Below are 14554 nucleotides of genomic sequence, written 5' to 3'. Positions count from 1 at the left end.
GTCACCTCGGGGTGTCGGTCGTGGGTTGGTCGGGGTGTGCGCGGCCAAGGACGTGGTCGACGATCGCGGACGTCGGGATGCCGAGCAGGTCGGCCTGCCCGAGCGCCGGATCGAGGACCTCGGCGAAGAACGAGTCGCGGTGGCTCGCGAGCAGTCGCTCGCGGGCCCCGGGTGCCACGAACATGCCGAGGCCGCGCCGCTTGTACAGGACGCCCTCGTCGACGAGGAGGGCGAACGCCTTGGCCGCGGTCGCCGGGTTGATGCGGAACGTCGTCGCGAGCTCCGTCGTCGACATGACCTGCTCCTCCTCCGCCGTCTCACCCGCGAGGACCTGCGACCGGATCATCTGGGCGATCTGCAGGTAGATGGGTTCAGGTCCGTCGAACATGGCGCCCATCCTCTCGCGTTTCACGTGTTCTGTGGTTCATTACTTGACTAATGAACCATAGGTCTCTGCGATCGCGCAACCTCTGACGTACCTCTGATCGCACGGCAGCGTCGTCGGCGGCGCGTGACATCATCGCCAGGTGGCCGTGCTCTTCGTCGCCCCGAGCGACTCCGACGTCGCTGTGCTGGTGGGGCAGGCCGCGTTCCAGCGTGGCTCGGCCTACCAGGCGCAGGGCCGGGTCCTGGACGTGAACTGGGACGCCACGGAGCTCAGCCTCGAGGGGACGGTGCGCGGCAGCGGGCGCAACGTGTACGAGTGCGCCGCGTACTTCGCGCGTTCCGGGAGCGGGATCGAGCTCGACGACGCCGACTGCACGTGCCCGGTGGGCATCGCCTGCAAGCACGCGGCCGCCCTGCTGCTGGAGGCCGCCGAGCTGGCCGCGGGCGGCGCGCTGCCCGGCGCGGCACCGGCAGCCACCCGGGGTCGGGACGGCCGGGCCGCCGTCGTCCCCACCTGGCAGCGTGTGCTCGACCGGCTGCCGCTGGCCGCCGCCCAGACCCCGGCTCCGCGGGTCACGGCGCCGCTGGGCCTGCAGCTGCGGGTCGACGGCGTGGAACGACGGCGGTTCGGGCGACCGGCACCCGGGCCGCGCACGGTGTCGGTCCGCCCCGCCACGCAGGGCCGCAACGGCGCGTGGTCGGCCGGGCAGCTGACCTGGGACTCGCTCCGCTACGGGCACCGCGGCATCCCGTGGGAGCCGCAGGCCCACCAGTGGCTGCTCGAGCTCGCCGGGATGCGCGGCACGAGACCGTACCTGTACGGCGCCAGCTCCTGGGAGAGTCTCGCCGCGTTCCCGCCGCGGCTGCTGTGGCCGCACCTGGCCCGCGCCGTCGAGCTGGGCGTCCCGTTGGTCGGCAGCACCAAGACGGACACCATCCGCGTCGCGACCGGGGCTCGCGCGGCTCTCGACGTGAGCACCGCCGACGACGGGCTGCGGATCGCGCCACGACTGGAGTTCGACGGCGTCCCGGCCGCCGGCACGGTCCGTGGCACGGTCGGGGACGGCGGGCTCTTCGCGCTCGACGACGGTGCCGGGGAACGCGTGCTGCTCCTCGGGCCCAGCACGGCCCCGGTCGGCGACCTGACGGCGGACCTGCTCACCGGCGACCCGATCGAGATCCCGTCCGCGGACGCCGAGCAGTACTGGGCGGACTACCATCCGCGCCTCGCGCGCCAGATCGAGATGTTCAGCGCAGACGGGATCGTGGAGCTGCCCGAGCCGGCGGTGCCGACCCTGGTCGTGCGGGCGGACTTCGAGTCGCCCACCCGGCTGCGTCTGACCTGGGGCTGGGAGTACGACACCCCGCGTGGCCCGGTGACCCGCCCGGTGCGGGCCACAGCGCTCGACGTCGACCTGCGCGACCTGCCCGCCGAGGAAAGCACCCTCGCCGAGGTCGACACGGCCCTGCGCGCCCTGCCCGTGCTCGCCCACCTGCGCCCGCAGGACCAGCACCTGCTGACCGGGCTCGAGGCGATGGACGCCGCGGACGTGCTGCTCCCCGCGCTCGACGGCCTGGACCACGTCCGGGTGGACGCCGGCGACGTCCCCGAGTACACCGAGCTGGGCGCCACGCCGACCGTCCGCCTCGGCGCGACGGAGACCGCCGAGACGGACTGGTTCGACCTCGCCGTCAGCGTCGACGTCGACGGCCGACAGGTCCCGCTGCCCAACCTGCTCAAGGCTCTGACCGCCCGAGACGACCGGCTCCTGCTCGGCGACGGCTCGTGGCTGCGTCTGAACCACTCCTCCCTCGACCGCCTCCGCGAGCTCCTCGACGAGGCCGCTCGGCTGAGCGACCGGCCGGGCACACCGCGGATCAGCCGGCACCAGGCGAGCCTGTGGGGCGAGCTGGAGGACCTGGCCGACGTCGTGGACCAGTCCGATCGCTGGCGCGAGTCGGTCGGTGGTCTCCTCGCGCTCGCCAGGAACGAGAGCATCGGCGACGCCCCCGCTCGTCCTCAGACGCTGCCCGCGCCGTCGGGCCTGAAGGCCGAGCTGCGCCCGTACCAGCAGAAGGGCTTCGAGTGGCTCGCGTTCTGCTACGACCACGGGCTGGGCGGCATCCTGGCCGACGACATGGGCCTCGGCAAGACGCTGCAGACCCTCGCGCTGGTCGCGCACGCGCGCGAGCGGGGTACGAGCGCGCCGTTCCTCGTGGTGGCGCCGGCGTCGGTGGTGGGCAGCTGGGTCGCCGAGGCGGAGCGGTTCGCGCCAGGGCTGCGCGTGGGGGTCCGGGCCAGGACGCGCGCGCGGGCGGCCGCGCCGCTCGCCGAGGAGGTCGCGGAGGCGGACCTCGTCGTCACGTCGTACGCGATCTTCCGGCTCGACGTCGAGGAGTTCGGCGCGACCGAGTGGGCCGGGCTGATCCTGGACGAGGCGCAGTTCGTCAAGAACCACGCGAGCCGTGGCAACGCCTGCGCCCGTGCGCTGCGCGCACCGTTCAAGCTCGCCGTGACGGGCACGCCGATGGAGAACAACGTCACCGAGCTGTGGGCGCTGCTCGCCGTCGTGGCGCCCGGGCTGTACCCGTCGCTGCAGCGCTTCCGCGAGGACTACGCGAAGCCGGTGGAGGCCGCGTCCCGGCCGACCGCCGACGACGACGTCCGCGCGCTGGCCCGTGACCGGGTGGCCCGACTGCGGCGTCGGGTCCGCCCGCTCCTGCTGCGGCGCACCAAGGAGCAGGTCGCGCCCGAGCTGCCCGACCGCCAGGAGCAGGTCCTGTCCGTCCAGCTCGCGCCGAAGCACCGCCGCGCCTACGACGCCCGCCTGCAGCGCGAACGTACCCGCGTGCTGGGGCTGCTCGACGACTTCGACAGCAACCGCATCGCGATCTTCCGGTCCCTGACGACGCTGCGGCGCATGGCGCTCGACGCGACGCTCGTCGACGAGGAGACGTACGCGGGCGTGCCGTCGAGCAAGCTGGACGTGCTGTTCGAGCAGCTCGTCGAGGTCGTCGCGGAGGGCCACCGCGCGCTGGTGTTCTCGCAGTTCACGAGCTATCTGGCCCTCGTGGCCGACCGGTGCCGCGCGCAGGGGATCGAGTTCGCCTACCTGGACGGCTCGACGCGCGAGCGGGCCGACGTCGTGCGGGGGTTCCGCGAGGGCACGGCCCCGCTGTTCCTGATCAGCCTCAAGGCCGGCGGGTTCGGGCTGAACCTCACCGAGGCCGACTACGTGTACCTGCTGGACCCGTGGTGGAACCCCGCGACCGAGGCGCAGGCCGTCGACCGCACGCACCGCATCGGCCAGACGCGCAACGTCATGGTCTTCCGGCTCGTCGCGTCGGGCACCATCGAGGAGAAGGTCATGGAGCTCAAGGACCGCAAGGCCCGCATGATCGGCGCGATCCTCGGCGACGACGAGGACCTCTTCTCGCGCGCCCTCACGGCGACCGAGATCCGCGCCCTGCTCGAAGCCTGACGCCTCTACCCCCAGCCGCCGAACACGACCTGAGGGACGTTATCGCGCGGATAACGTCCCTCAGGTCGTGCTCGGCAGCTGGGGGGTGGTCTAGACCGACGCCTCTGCCGGGGTGTACGCCGCGCGGATCGTGGCCAGGTCTGCCGCTACCAGCTCTGCGAGCTGGACCGCGTTGAGCGCGGCGCCCTTGCGCAGGTTGTCGTTCGAGACGAACAGTGCGAGCCCGCGGCCGCCGGGGACGGACTGGTCCGTGCGGATCCGCCCGACGAACGACGGGTCCTTGCCCGCCGCCTCCAGGGGGTTCGGCACGTCCGCGAGCGCGACGCCGGGGGCGCCGTCGAGCAGCTCGCGCGCCCGCTCGGGCGACAGCGCCGCGCCGAACTCGGCGTGGATCACGAGCGAGTGCCCCGTGAACACCGGCACGCGCACGCACGTCCCGGCCACGGCGAGCCCGGGCAGGTCGAGGATCTTGCGCGACTCGTTGCGCAGCTTCTTCTCCTCGTCCGTCTCCCCCAGCCCGTCGTCGACGATCGAACCCGCGACGGGCACGACGTTGAACGCGATGGTCCGCGGGAACTTCTCGGCCGCGGGGAAGGTGACGGCACCGCCGTCGTGGACGAGGCCGGTGAGCCCCGCGCCGTCGCCGTCCGCCGCGGCCCCCGCGACGGCCTGGGCGCGCAGCTCCTCGGCCCCGGCGAGGCCCGAGCCGGACACGGCCTGGTAGGTCGCGACGACCAGACGCTCGAGACCCGCCTCGTCGGCGAGCGGCTTGAGCACCGGCATCGCGGCCATGGTGGTGCAGTTCGGGTTCGCAACGATCCCCTTGCGCGCCTCGCGCAGCGCGCCCGGGTTGACCTCGGACACGACGAGCGGCACGTCGGGGTCCATGCGCCACGCGGACGAGTTGTCGATGACGACGGCGCCCGCCTCGGCGAAGCGCTCGGCCTGCGCCCGGGAGGTCGCGCCGCCCGCGGAGAACAGCGCGACGTCGATCCCGCGCAGGTCCTCGGTGGCCGTCGCGGCGACGTCCTCGACCACGATCTCGGTGCCGCGCCACGGCAGCGTCGACCCGGCGGACCGCGCGGACGCGAAGTAGCGGATGCTCGCGACGGGGAGGCCGCGCTCGTCGAGCAGGCGGCGCATGACGGCGCCGACCTGGCCGGTCGCGCCGACGACGGCGACGTTCAGCCCGGTGGAGGGCGCAGCAGCGGTGTTCTCGGTCATGTCGGCCTCTCCTCTCAACGTCCGGTCCCGGCGTAGACGACGGCCTCGCCGTCGCCGTCCAGCTCGAACGCGCTGTGGACGGCGCGCACGGCGTCGTCCAGGGCGTCCTCGCGGGTGACGACGGAGATGCGGATCTCCGAGGTCGAGATCATCTCGATGTTGATGTCGGCGTCGCGCAGCGCGCCGAACAGCTTCGCCGAGATCCCGGGGTGCGACTTCATGCCGGCACCGACGAGCGAGAGCTTGCCGATCTGGTCGTCGATCTGGAGCGAGTCGTAGCGGAGCTCGTCCTTCACGGCCGACAGCGCGGACGAGGCCGCCTTCGCGTCGCCCTCGGGGAGGGTGAACGAGATGTCCGTCAGGCCCGTGCGAGCGGCCGAGACGTTCTGGACGATCATGTCGATGTTCACGCCCGAGGTCGCGACGACCTCGAAGATGCGCGCGGCGACGCCGGGGACGTCGGGGACGCCGACGACCGTGATCTTGGCCTCGCTGCGGTCGTGCGCGACGCCGGAGATGATCGGGTCTTCCATGGCGGTCTCCTCGGTGGCGGCTTCGTGGTTGTCGGGGACGGTGAGCGTGCCGGGGATGCGGTCCCAGACTGCGACCGGCACGTGCAGGTCGTCGTGGACGGTGTGGGTGACGTGCGAGTTCGCGGTGACGAGCGTGCCCTCGCGGGACGCGAAGGACGACCGCACGTGGATCGGGACGCCGTACCGGCGCCCGTACTCGACGCAGCGCAGCGCGAGGACCTTGGCCCCGCTGGCGGCCATCTCGAGCATCTCCTCGTAGGTGATGCGGTCGATCTTGCGCGCGGCCGGGACGATGCGCGGGTCCGCGGTGAACACGCCGTCGACGTCGGTGTAGATCTCGCACACGTCGGCGCCGAGACCGGCTGCGAGCGCGACGGCGGTCGTGTCGGACCCGCCGCGGCCGAGCGTCGTGACGTCGTTGGTGTTCTTGGTGACGCCCTGGAACCCGGCCACGATCGCGACCTGGCCCTTCTCGAGGGTCTCGCGGATGCGGTGCGGCACGACGTCGACGATCCGCGCCTTGCCGTGCACGGCGTCGGTGATGACGCCCGCCTGCTGGCCGGTGAAGGACTTGGCCTTCACCCCGAGGTTGGTGATCGCCATCGCGAGCAGCGACATCGAGATCCGCTCGCCGGCGGTGAGGAGGATGTCCATCTCGCGCTGCGGCGGGAGGGGGGTGATCTGCTGGGCGAGGTCGATCAGCTCGTCCGTGGTGTCGCCCATGGCCGACACCACGACGACGACGTCGTTACCTGCTCTTCTGGACTCCGCGATGCGCTTCGCCACGCGCTTGATGCTCTCGGCGTTCGCCACGGACGATCCGCCGTACTTCTGCACGACAAGTGCCACGTGCTTCTCTCCATCTGTCGCCGGCCGCCGTCTCTCTCAACGGTCCGCCGGGTGCTTGTGGGTCGCTCCAGGATAGACATGACGCCGCCCGGAGTGGCAAGAGCGCAGGTCAGAGGGGTCCGACGACGGCCGCGACGATCGCGTCGATGGCATAGGCGCTGGCCTCGCCCAGGTCCACCCGCTCGGGGTCGACGAGCCACTGCACCTGCAGACCGTCCATCACGGCGAGGATCGCGGCGGACGCGTGCCGGACGGCCTCGGTCGCGGTGACGCCACGCTCGGCGCACAGCTCCTCGAAGGCCTCCACGGCCTCCGCACGCAGCGTGCGGTACCGGTCCTGGAAGAACGCGCGCGCCGGGTGCTCGTCGGTGACGGCCTCCGCGGAGAGCACCGCGTACGTCTGGACGAGCCCGGCCCGCCGGGCGTTGAGGAACGCGGTGCGCACGAGGTGCCGGAACATCTCGACCCCGCCCGGGATCCGCTGCTCCACGAGCTCGGCGACGTCGGTGTCGTCGCGGTGCTGGAGCACCTCGAGCAGCAGCTGGTTCTTGGAGCCGAAGTGGTGCAGCACCCCGGCGTGCGTCATGTCGACCTGGTCCGCGATCTCGCCGAGCGGACCCGCGTGGTACCCCTTGCTGCCGAACGTCGCCATCGCCGCGTTGAGGATCTCCTCCCGCCGGCGCAAGGTCTCGGCGCGCACGCGCTGCGTCCGCCTGGTCGTCGCCATGGCCCCCTACCTCCCGTCCGCACCTGAACACACCTGTCCCGTCGACCTCGGCGACCCTCCGACGGATCGCGAGCGCCGGTGCCCGGAGCAGATCCTACGCACAGTTCGAGCGCGCTCGTCACCAAATCGTGACCTATCAACCCTGGTATCAACCCTCTGACCTGCGCTTATAGTGGTGCTTGCCAAACTTACTGACTGCACGGTAAGTTCTCGCAGCAGCAAGCCACTCGACGTCGAGGAGCACGGAACGTGACACTGCAGTCCCCCCCGGGAGCGCCCGCCGCAGCGGAGCTCGCGACCCTGCGCAGCACCGCGCAGGCTCTTCCGCTGCGCGACAAGGTGCGGCTCCTGACCGGCTCGTCCATGTGGCGCCTGCACGCCCAGGACTCGCTCGGACTGCGGCCCGTCGTCCTGTCCGACGGCCCCGCCGGTGTCCGCGGCACGGGCGACGCCGAGGGCGAGACCTCGATCCTCTTCCCGTGCCCCAGCGCGATCGGTGCCACCTGGGACCGCGAGGTCGCGTTCGAGACCGGCCGGGCCTTCGCCCGCGAGGCCCGCGACCACGGGGTCGACGCGGTGCTGGCCCCCCAGGTCAACATCCAGCGCACCCCTGTGGGCGGTCGCCACTTCGAGTGCTACTCCGAGGACCCGTACCTGACCGCGGAGGTCGGGAGCGGCGTCGTGCGCGGCCTGCAGGACCAGGGCGTCGCGGCCTGCGTCAAGCACTACGTCGCGAACGACTCCGAGACCGACCGCACCTCGTACGTCTCCCGCGTCGACGAGCGCGCGCTGCGCGAGGTCTACCTCGCACCGTTCGAGTCAGCCGTCGCGGCGGGCGCCTGGTCGGTCATGTCGGCGTACAACCAGGTGGACGACGGTGCGGAGTCCAGCCCCATGACCGCGCACCGCCACCTCCTGGTGGACGTCCTCAAGGACGAGCTCGGCTTCGACGGCGTCGTCGTCTCCGACTGGGTCGCGACCCGCACCACCGAGCAGTCCGCCAACGGCGGGCTCGACCTCGTGATGCCCGGCCCCGGCGGTCCGTGGGAGGACCGGCTGCTCCGGGCCGTCGAGGACGGGACCGTCCCCGAGCACGAGATCGACGACAAGGTCGCCCGCATCCTGCTGCTCGCACGCCGCGTCGGCGCGCTCGACGAGCCCGCGCTGCCGCTCACCTACGACGACGACCTGCGCGCCCTCGTCCGTCGCACCGCGGCCCGGGGCACCGTCGTGCTGCGCTCCGACGTCCACGACCCCGTCTGGGACCGACCCGAGCCCGGCTCGATCGCGCTCGTCGGACCCAACGCGGTCCGTCCCCACGTGCTCGGAGGCGGGAGCTCCACCGTGGCCCCGGCGCACGTCGTGACGCCGGCCGAGGGCCTCGCGGCACGCTACCCGGGCGCCCGGCTGACCGTCGCGCGAGGCGGCGACCCGCGCCGCCTCGCCCCGCCGCTGGACCTCGTCCGGCGCGGTCGCGACGGCGCCGCGCTGCACGCGACCTGGCTCGACGCCGACGGCAGCACGCTGCGCACCACGACGCTGTCGGGCTGGGACGGGTTCTGGCACGACCTGCCCGACGCGGTCGACACGGTCGTGCTCGACGCCGACGTCGTCCTGGACGAGCCCGGCGACCACACGATCGAGGTCGGCGTCGTCCCCGGCCACACCGTGGAGATCGACGGCGCGGTCGTCGCGCACGACGCCCGCCGCTCGGGGGTCGAGGTGATCCTCGACTCGTCCATCAACAACCCGGCGGGCGTGGCGACCGTCGTGCACGTCGACACGCCCCGCCGCGTGCACGTCCGTGCCACCCTGCTCGTGACCCGCGCCCAGGGCTACGGGAACATGGTCCGTGCCGAGCTGCGCCACCACGTGCCCGGACCGTCCCCGGAGGACGAGATCGCCGAGGCCGTCGAGGCCGCGCGCAGCGCCGACCTGACCGTGGTCGTCGTCGGGACGAACGAGGAGGTCGAGTCGGAAGGCTGGGACCGCGCCTCGCTCGCGCTTCCGGGCCGCCAGGACGAGCTCGTCGAGCGCGTGCTGGACGTCGACCCGGACGCGGTCGTGGTGGTCAACGCAGGCGCACCCGTGCTCCTGCCCTGGATCGACCGCGCGCGGACCGTCCTGTGGGTCTGGTTCCCCGGCCAGGAGGCCGGGCACTCGATCGCGGACGTCCTCGCCGGCGACGTCGAGGCCACGGGTCGCCTCCCCTGGACGCTGCCTGCCGACGAGACCGACGTGCCCGTGCCGCACGCGCGGCCCCGGGACGGGTTCGTCGACTACACGGACGGCGTGCACGTCGGCTATCGCGCCTGGGAGCGCGACGGTCGCGTCCCGGCCGTCCCGTTCGGTCACGGTCTCGGCTGGACCACGTGGTCGTACGACGCGCTGGACCCGGTGACCGTGCTGCCCGACGGCGACCTCGCCGTCGGCGTCCACCTCACCAACACCGGTACCCGCGACGGTCACGAGACCGTCCAGGTGTACCTCGAGGCTCCGGCCGCCGCCCCCGCGGCGCCGGTGGCGCACCGCGACCGGCCCGCGCGCTGGCTCGGCGGCTTCGCCTCGCTCGACGTCGCGGCGGGTTCCGCCGAGCACGTCACCGTGACCGTCCCCCGCCGCGTGCTCGAGGTGTGGGACCCGAACAGCGCACGCTGGCACCTACCCTCCGGCGAGTACCGGATCCGGGTAGGGCGTTCCGTCCGCGACCTACGCCTTGACACCGCGGTCCAGGTGCGGGACACCACGATCGACAAGGAGTGACCGGACCGCGGTCCCGGGACGCTCCTCGTCCCACCCGAGCAAGACCCGCACATCCCGCAGCACCGACCCGACGGCCGTCGGGCGGAAGTTCTTCGAAGGAGAGAGTTCTCATGAGGTTGAAGGCCTCCGCGATCGCCCTGGGCATCGCGACAGCACTCGTGCTGACCGGTTGCTCGTCGTCCTCCGGCAACGACGACAGCGACGACACCACCACCGAGGGGGCCGAGGGCCAGGGCACCGAGGCGCTCACGATCGCCAAGCCCGACGGCGCCATCGCGACCGAGTCGAACAACCCCTGGATCGGCGACTCGTCCGCACTCAAGCTCGGCTATGCCAACGCGATCTACGAGCCCGTCGGGTTCGTCAACGTGATCGACCCCTCCCAGGAGGACAAGCCCTGGCTCGCCTCCGAGATCACGTGGTCCGACGACTACAAGTCGGTCACCTTCACCACCCGGCCCGACGTGAAGTGGAGCGACGGCGAGGACCTCACCGCCGACGACATCGCGTTCACGTACCAGCTCCTCAAGGACAAGCCCGAGCTCGACAACGCCGCGCTCGGCATCGACGAGGTCACGACCGACGGCGACAAGGTCACCGTCTCCTTCGAGAACGCGATGTTCGCGAAGCGCGACAAGGTGCTGCACAAGTTCGTCGTGCCGGAGCACATCTGGGCCGACGTCGCAGACCCCGCCACGGAGACCAACATGGACCCGGTCGGCACCGGTCCGTACACGCTCGACAGCTTCAGCACGGAGAGCGTGACGCTCAGCGCCCGTGACGACTACTGGGGCGGCGAGCTCGCGGTCCCCACGCTGTACTACGTGTCCTACAACGACAACACCGCGCTGACGACCGCCCTGGCGACCGGCGACGCGGACTGGGCGCAGGCGTTCATCCCGAACGTCGAGTCGGCCTACGTCGACAAGGACGAGGACAACGTCTACTTCGCGCCCGCGGGCCTGGGCACGGACACGATGTACGTCAACACCACGAAGAAGCCGTTCGACGACCCGGCGTTCCGCCAGGCCGTCAACATGGTCGTCGACCGTGAGAAGCACCAGCAGGTCGCCCGCGAGGGTGGCGTCCCGCTGCTGACGTCCGTCACGGGTCTGCCGACCCCCGCCGGCGACCCGTACATCTCCGAGGAGTTCGCCGGCCAGGAGTACTCGGTCGACGTCGACGGCGCCAAGAAGGTGCTCACCGACGCCGGCTACACGATGGACGGCGAGACCCTGATCGACCCCGACGGCGACGCGGTGACCTTCACCCTCTCCGTGCCGCAGGGCTGGAACGACTACGTCACCGGCATCTCGCTCATCTCCGACGAGGTCAAGGCCATCGGCGTCGACGCCAAGGTCGACACCCCCGACCAGGACACCTGGTGGGCCGCCAAGCAGAACGGCGAGTTCGACGCGATCCTGCACTGGACCGACGCCGGCGCGACGCCGTTCGACCTCTACAGCAACATCATGGACGGCAGGCAGCTCAAGCCCGTCGGCGAGCCCGCCGACTGGAACTTCGGTCGCTACGACAACGCGGAAGCCACCCAGGCGCTCGAGGACTACTCCAACGCCACCGACGACGCCACGCGCACCGAGGCCATCGAGAAGGTCCAGAAGATCTTCGTCGAGGACGTCCCGGCCATGCCGATCGGCACGCGCCCGTTCATCTCGGAGTTCAACACGCGCAACTACGTCGGCTGGCCGAGCGAGGACGACCCCTACGCCAACCCGGACCCGACGCAGATGACCGCCGTCCTGATCCTCAACGAGCTTCAGGTCAAGGGCTGATCAGAGCCCTGATCGTCTGAACCCGCGGGGTGAGCGGGCAGCGGCCGTCCTCCCGAGGCCTCCGCCCGCCCACCCCGCGGACCCCGCGCACCAACCAGCACAGAAACAGGTAGGACGTGTGAACACCGACCCCCTGCTCACGGTCTCGAACTTCAGCGTGGTCTACGACGTCGACCCACCCGTCGAGGCGGTCAGCGACGTCTCCTTCACCCTGAACCGCGGGGAGATCCTCGGCCTCGCCGGCGAGTCCGGTTGCGGGAAGACCTCGCTCGCCTACGGCGTGCAGCGCCTCCTCAAGCCCCCGGCCGTCATCCCGCAGGGCTCCGCGATCTTCCACGACGAGTCGGGCACCGACGTCGACATGAACGCGCTGTCCGAGGAGGAGATGCGGCGCTTCCGCTGGGACAAGGCCTCGATGGTCTTCCAGGGCGCGATGAGCTCGCTGAACCCCGTGACGAAGATCGGGAAGCAGCTCGCCGACGTGTTCACGACCCACCGCCCCGGGATGAGCCGCGCGGAGCGCACACGGGAGTGCGGCGACCTGCTCGACCTCGTCGGGGTCGGGCGCGACCGGCTCAAGTCCTATCCGCACGAGCTCTCGGGCGGCATGCGCCAGCGCGTGATGATCGCGATGGCGCTCGCGCTCAAGCCGCAGCTGATGATCATGGACGAGCCGACGACGGCGCTCGACGTCCTCGTGCAGCGTGAGATCCTCCAGCAGATCTCCGAGCTGCGCACGCAGTTCGGATTCTCGGTCGTCTTCATCACGCACGACCTGCCGCTCCTGCTCGAGATCTCCGACCGGATCGCGATCATGCTCCAGGGTGAGATCGTCGAGCTCGACACCGCCGCGAACATCTATCACCACGCCCAGCACGAGTACACGCGCAAGCTCCTCGGCTCGTTCCCGAGCCTGACGGGGGAGCGCGGCGGCTTCGTGTACGGCCGCTCGGACGACACCGTCGCCGCCGGCGCCGTCACAGGAGGTGCGACCTCATGACCACCCTCGAGTTCTCCCACGTCACCAAGCGCTACAAGATCCGTGGCGCCGGCGAGCTGCTCGCGCTCGACGACGTGAGCTTCACCCTCACGTCCGGGCGAACCATCGCTCTCGTCGGACAGTCGGGCAGCGGCAAGTCGACGATCGCGAAGATCCTCACGCAGCTCGAGCACGCGACGTCGGGCGACATCCTGCTCGACGGCAAGCAGATCCCCCATCGGGGCAGCGCTCTGCGTCGCTATCGCCAACAGGTCCGCATGGTGTTCCAGGACCCGTTCGCCTCCCTGAACCCGTACCACACGATCCGCCACCACGTGGAGCGTCCGCTGCGGCTCGACAAGGTGGTCCCGAAGGACGAGGTCGACGCGGAGGTCGCCCGCCTTCTCGAGCACGTGCGCCTCGACCCGGACATCGCCGAGCGCCGGCCGCACGAGCTGTCCGGCGGGCAGCGGCAGCGCGTCGCCATCGCGCGAGCGCTCGCGTCCCGGCCGTCGCTGCTCATCGCCGACGAGCCGGTCTCGATGCTCGACGTGTCGATCCGCCTCGGCGTGCTCAACCTCCTCGCCGACCTGCAGCGCGAGAACAACCTGGGCGTCCTGTACATCACGCACGACCTCGCCACGGCCCGGCACTTCAGCGACGAGATCATGGTGCTGCACCACGGTGTCGTCGTGGAGCGCGGCCCGTCGGACGATGTGATCCTCGATCCCCAGCACCCGTACACCCGTTCGCTGCGCGACGCCTCGCCGAACCCGGAGATCCACTTCTCCGGGACCGGCCCGGCCGCTGCGCCGTCGAGGAGCTGACCCCGTGAGATTCTTCCTGCGTCGCACCGCCTTCTACCTGTTCACGGCCTGGGCGGCGATCACGATCAACTTCTTCCTGCCGCGCATGCTCAAGGGCGACCCCGTCAACGCCTACCTGGCCAAGAACCAGGGTCGGGTGAGTCCCGAGGCCGCGGACTCGCTGCGCATCCTGTTCGGGCTGAACACGGACAAGTCCCTGTGGCAGCAGTACGTCGAGTACTGGGGCCTCCTCCTCCACGGCGACCTCGGCCTCTCGTTCTCCAAGGGGCTGGCGCCCGTCACCGAGGTCATCGCGGCCGGACTGCCGTGGACGATCGGGCTCGTCGGGATCGCGACGATCCTCAGCTTCTTCCTCGGCACGTCGCTCGGCGCCGTGATCGGCTGGCGTCGCGGCAGCAGGGCGGACGCGATCGTGCCGGTCGCGACCTTCCTGTCGACGGTCCCCTACTTCTGGATGGCTCTCATCGCCATCGCCGTCTTCTCGGTCTCGCTCGGCTGGTTCCCGGCCTCCCACGCGTACAGCAAGGGCGTCGTGCCCAACTGGTCCTGGGACTTCGTCGGGGACGTCATCCACCACGGCACGCTGCCCGCGCTGACGATCGTGGTCGCATCCCTCGGTGGCTGGATCCTCGGCATGCGCAACATGATGATGACGGTGCTCGACGAGGACTACGTGACGGTTGCCCAGGCCAAGGGGCTGAGCCCGCGTCGGGTCCTGACCCACTACGCGTCGCGCAACGCCGTCCTCCCGCAGCTGTCGAGCTTCGCGCTCTCGCTCGGCTTCATCGTCGGCGGGACCCTCGTCATGGAGCTCGTCTTCTCCTACCCGGGCGTCGGCAAGCAGCTCCTCGACGCCACGAACGCGAAGGACTACCCGTTGATGCAGGGGCTCTTCCTCGTCATCACCCTCGCGGTCCTCGTGGCCAACATCCTGGCGGACGTCGCGCACGCCGCCCTCGACCCGCGCACCCGTATGACGGAGGCCTGAGC

The 14554-nt window shown here is 71.2% G+C and carries 10 protein-coding genes; 6 read left to right on the top strand and 4 right to left on the bottom strand.

All coding sequences use genetic code 11. The annotated features are described in order from the left end of the window. Nucleotide 1: 1 nt before the first annotated feature. A complete protein-coding gene (locus IF651_RS11780; protein WP_191829317.1) occupies nucleotides 2-388 on the bottom strand; it encodes a GntR family transcriptional regulator in 387 nt (128 codons plus the stop codon). A 139-nt stretch (nucleotides 389-527) separates the two neighbouring features. On the opposite strand from IF651_RS11780, the gene IF651_RS11775 reads away from it, so the two are divergent. After that, nucleotides 528-3869: an SNF2-related protein gene (locus IF651_RS11775; protein WP_191829316.1), complete on the top strand. Its 3342-nt coding sequence runs from the start codon at nucleotides 528-530 to the stop codon at nucleotides 3867-3869. Between the two features lie 90 nt (nucleotides 3870-3959). Here the strand turns inward: IF651_RS11775 and IF651_RS11770 are convergent, their stop codons facing one another. The 3 genes from IF651_RS11770 to IF651_RS11760 form a co-directional block, all read right to left on the bottom strand. Next, nucleotides 3960-5093 (bottom strand): aspartate-semialdehyde dehydrogenase, encoded by a 1134-nt coding sequence (locus IF651_RS11770; RefSeq protein ID WP_191829315.1) that lies wholly within the window; start codon nucleotides 5091-5093, stop codon nucleotides 3960-3962. 14 nt (nucleotides 5094-5107) lie between these two features. After that, nucleotides 5108-6475, bottom strand: coding sequence for an aspartate kinase (locus tag IF651_RS11765; protein WP_191829314.1), 1368 nt, complete (start codon nucleotides 6473-6475; stop codon nucleotides 5108-5110). Between the two features lie 109 nt (nucleotides 6476-6584). Beyond that, complete coding sequence (locus IF651_RS11760; protein ID WP_191829313.1) at nucleotides 6585-7202, bottom strand: TetR/AcrR family transcriptional regulator; 618 nt, start codon at nucleotides 7200-7202, stop codon at nucleotides 6585-6587. Between the two features lie 249 nt (nucleotides 7203-7451). On the opposite strand from IF651_RS11760, the gene IF651_RS11755 reads away from it, so the two are divergent. The 5 genes from IF651_RS11755 to IF651_RS11735 all read left to right on the top strand — a co-directional run bounded on the left by IF651_RS11755 (nucleotide 7452) and on the right by IF651_RS11735 (nucleotide 14552). Then, nucleotides 7452-9965: a glycoside hydrolase family 3 C-terminal domain-containing protein gene (locus IF651_RS11755; RefSeq protein ID WP_206715282.1), complete on the top strand. Its 2514-nt coding sequence runs from the start codon at nucleotides 7452-7454 to the stop codon at nucleotides 9963-9965. A gap of 110 nt (nucleotides 9966-10075) precedes the next feature. Beyond that, the gene (locus IF651_RS11750; RefSeq protein ID WP_191829312.1) at nucleotides 10076-11758 is read left to right on the top strand and encodes an ABC transporter substrate-binding protein; all 1683 of its coding nucleotides are present in this window, start codon (nucleotides 10076-10078) and stop codon (nucleotides 11756-11758) included. Nucleotides 11759-11876: 118 nt separating this feature from the next. Further along, complete coding sequence (locus IF651_RS11745) at nucleotides 11877-12758, top strand: ATP-binding cassette domain-containing protein (protein ID WP_191829311.1); 882 nt, start codon at nucleotides 11877-11879, stop codon at nucleotides 12756-12758. Continuing rightward, the gene (locus IF651_RS11740) at nucleotides 12755-13564 is read left to right on the top strand and encodes an ABC transporter ATP-binding protein (RefSeq protein WP_191829310.1); all 810 of its coding nucleotides are present in this window, start codon (nucleotides 12755-12757) and stop codon (nucleotides 13562-13564) included. Before IF651_RS11745 ends, IF651_RS11740 begins: the two co-directional genes overlap by 4 nt. A gap of 4 nt (nucleotides 13565-13568) precedes the next feature. Beyond that, nucleotides 13569-14552 carry an ABC transporter permease gene (locus IF651_RS11735; protein ID WP_338403921.1) on the top strand — a complete coding sequence of 328 codons (984 nt, stop codon included), beginning with the start codon at nucleotides 13569-13571 and terminating at the stop codon, nucleotides 14550-14552. Nucleotides 14553-14554: the final 2 nt, after the last annotated feature.

The organism is Cellulosimicrobium arenosum (genome assembly GCF_014837295.1).
GTDB classification, from domain to species: domain Bacteria; phylum Actinomycetota; class Actinomycetes; order Actinomycetales; family Cellulomonadaceae; genus Cellulosimicrobium; species Cellulosimicrobium arenosum.
This window is presented reverse-complemented; position numbering and strand designations above follow the sequence as displayed.

Coding starts and splice junctions, on each gene's coding strand:
- IF651_RS11780 (WP_191829317.1), bottom strand. CDS start 388: ATGTTCGACGGACCTGAACCCATCTACCTGCAGATCGCCCAGATGATC.
- IF651_RS11770 (WP_191829315.1), bottom strand. CDS start 5,093: ATGACCGAGAACACCGCTGCTGCGCCCTCCACCGGGCTGAACGTCGCC.
- IF651_RS11760 (WP_191829313.1), bottom strand. CDS start 7,202: ATGGCGACGACCAGGCGGACGCAGCGCGTGCGCGCCGAGACCTTGCGC.
- IF651_RS11750 (WP_191829312.1), top strand. CDS start 10,076: ATGAGGTTGAAGGCCTCCGCGATCGCCCTGGGCATCGCGACAGCACTC.
- IF651_RS11740 (WP_191829310.1), top strand. CDS start 12,755: ATGACCACCCTCGAGTTCTCCCACGTCACCAAGCGCTACAAGATCCGT.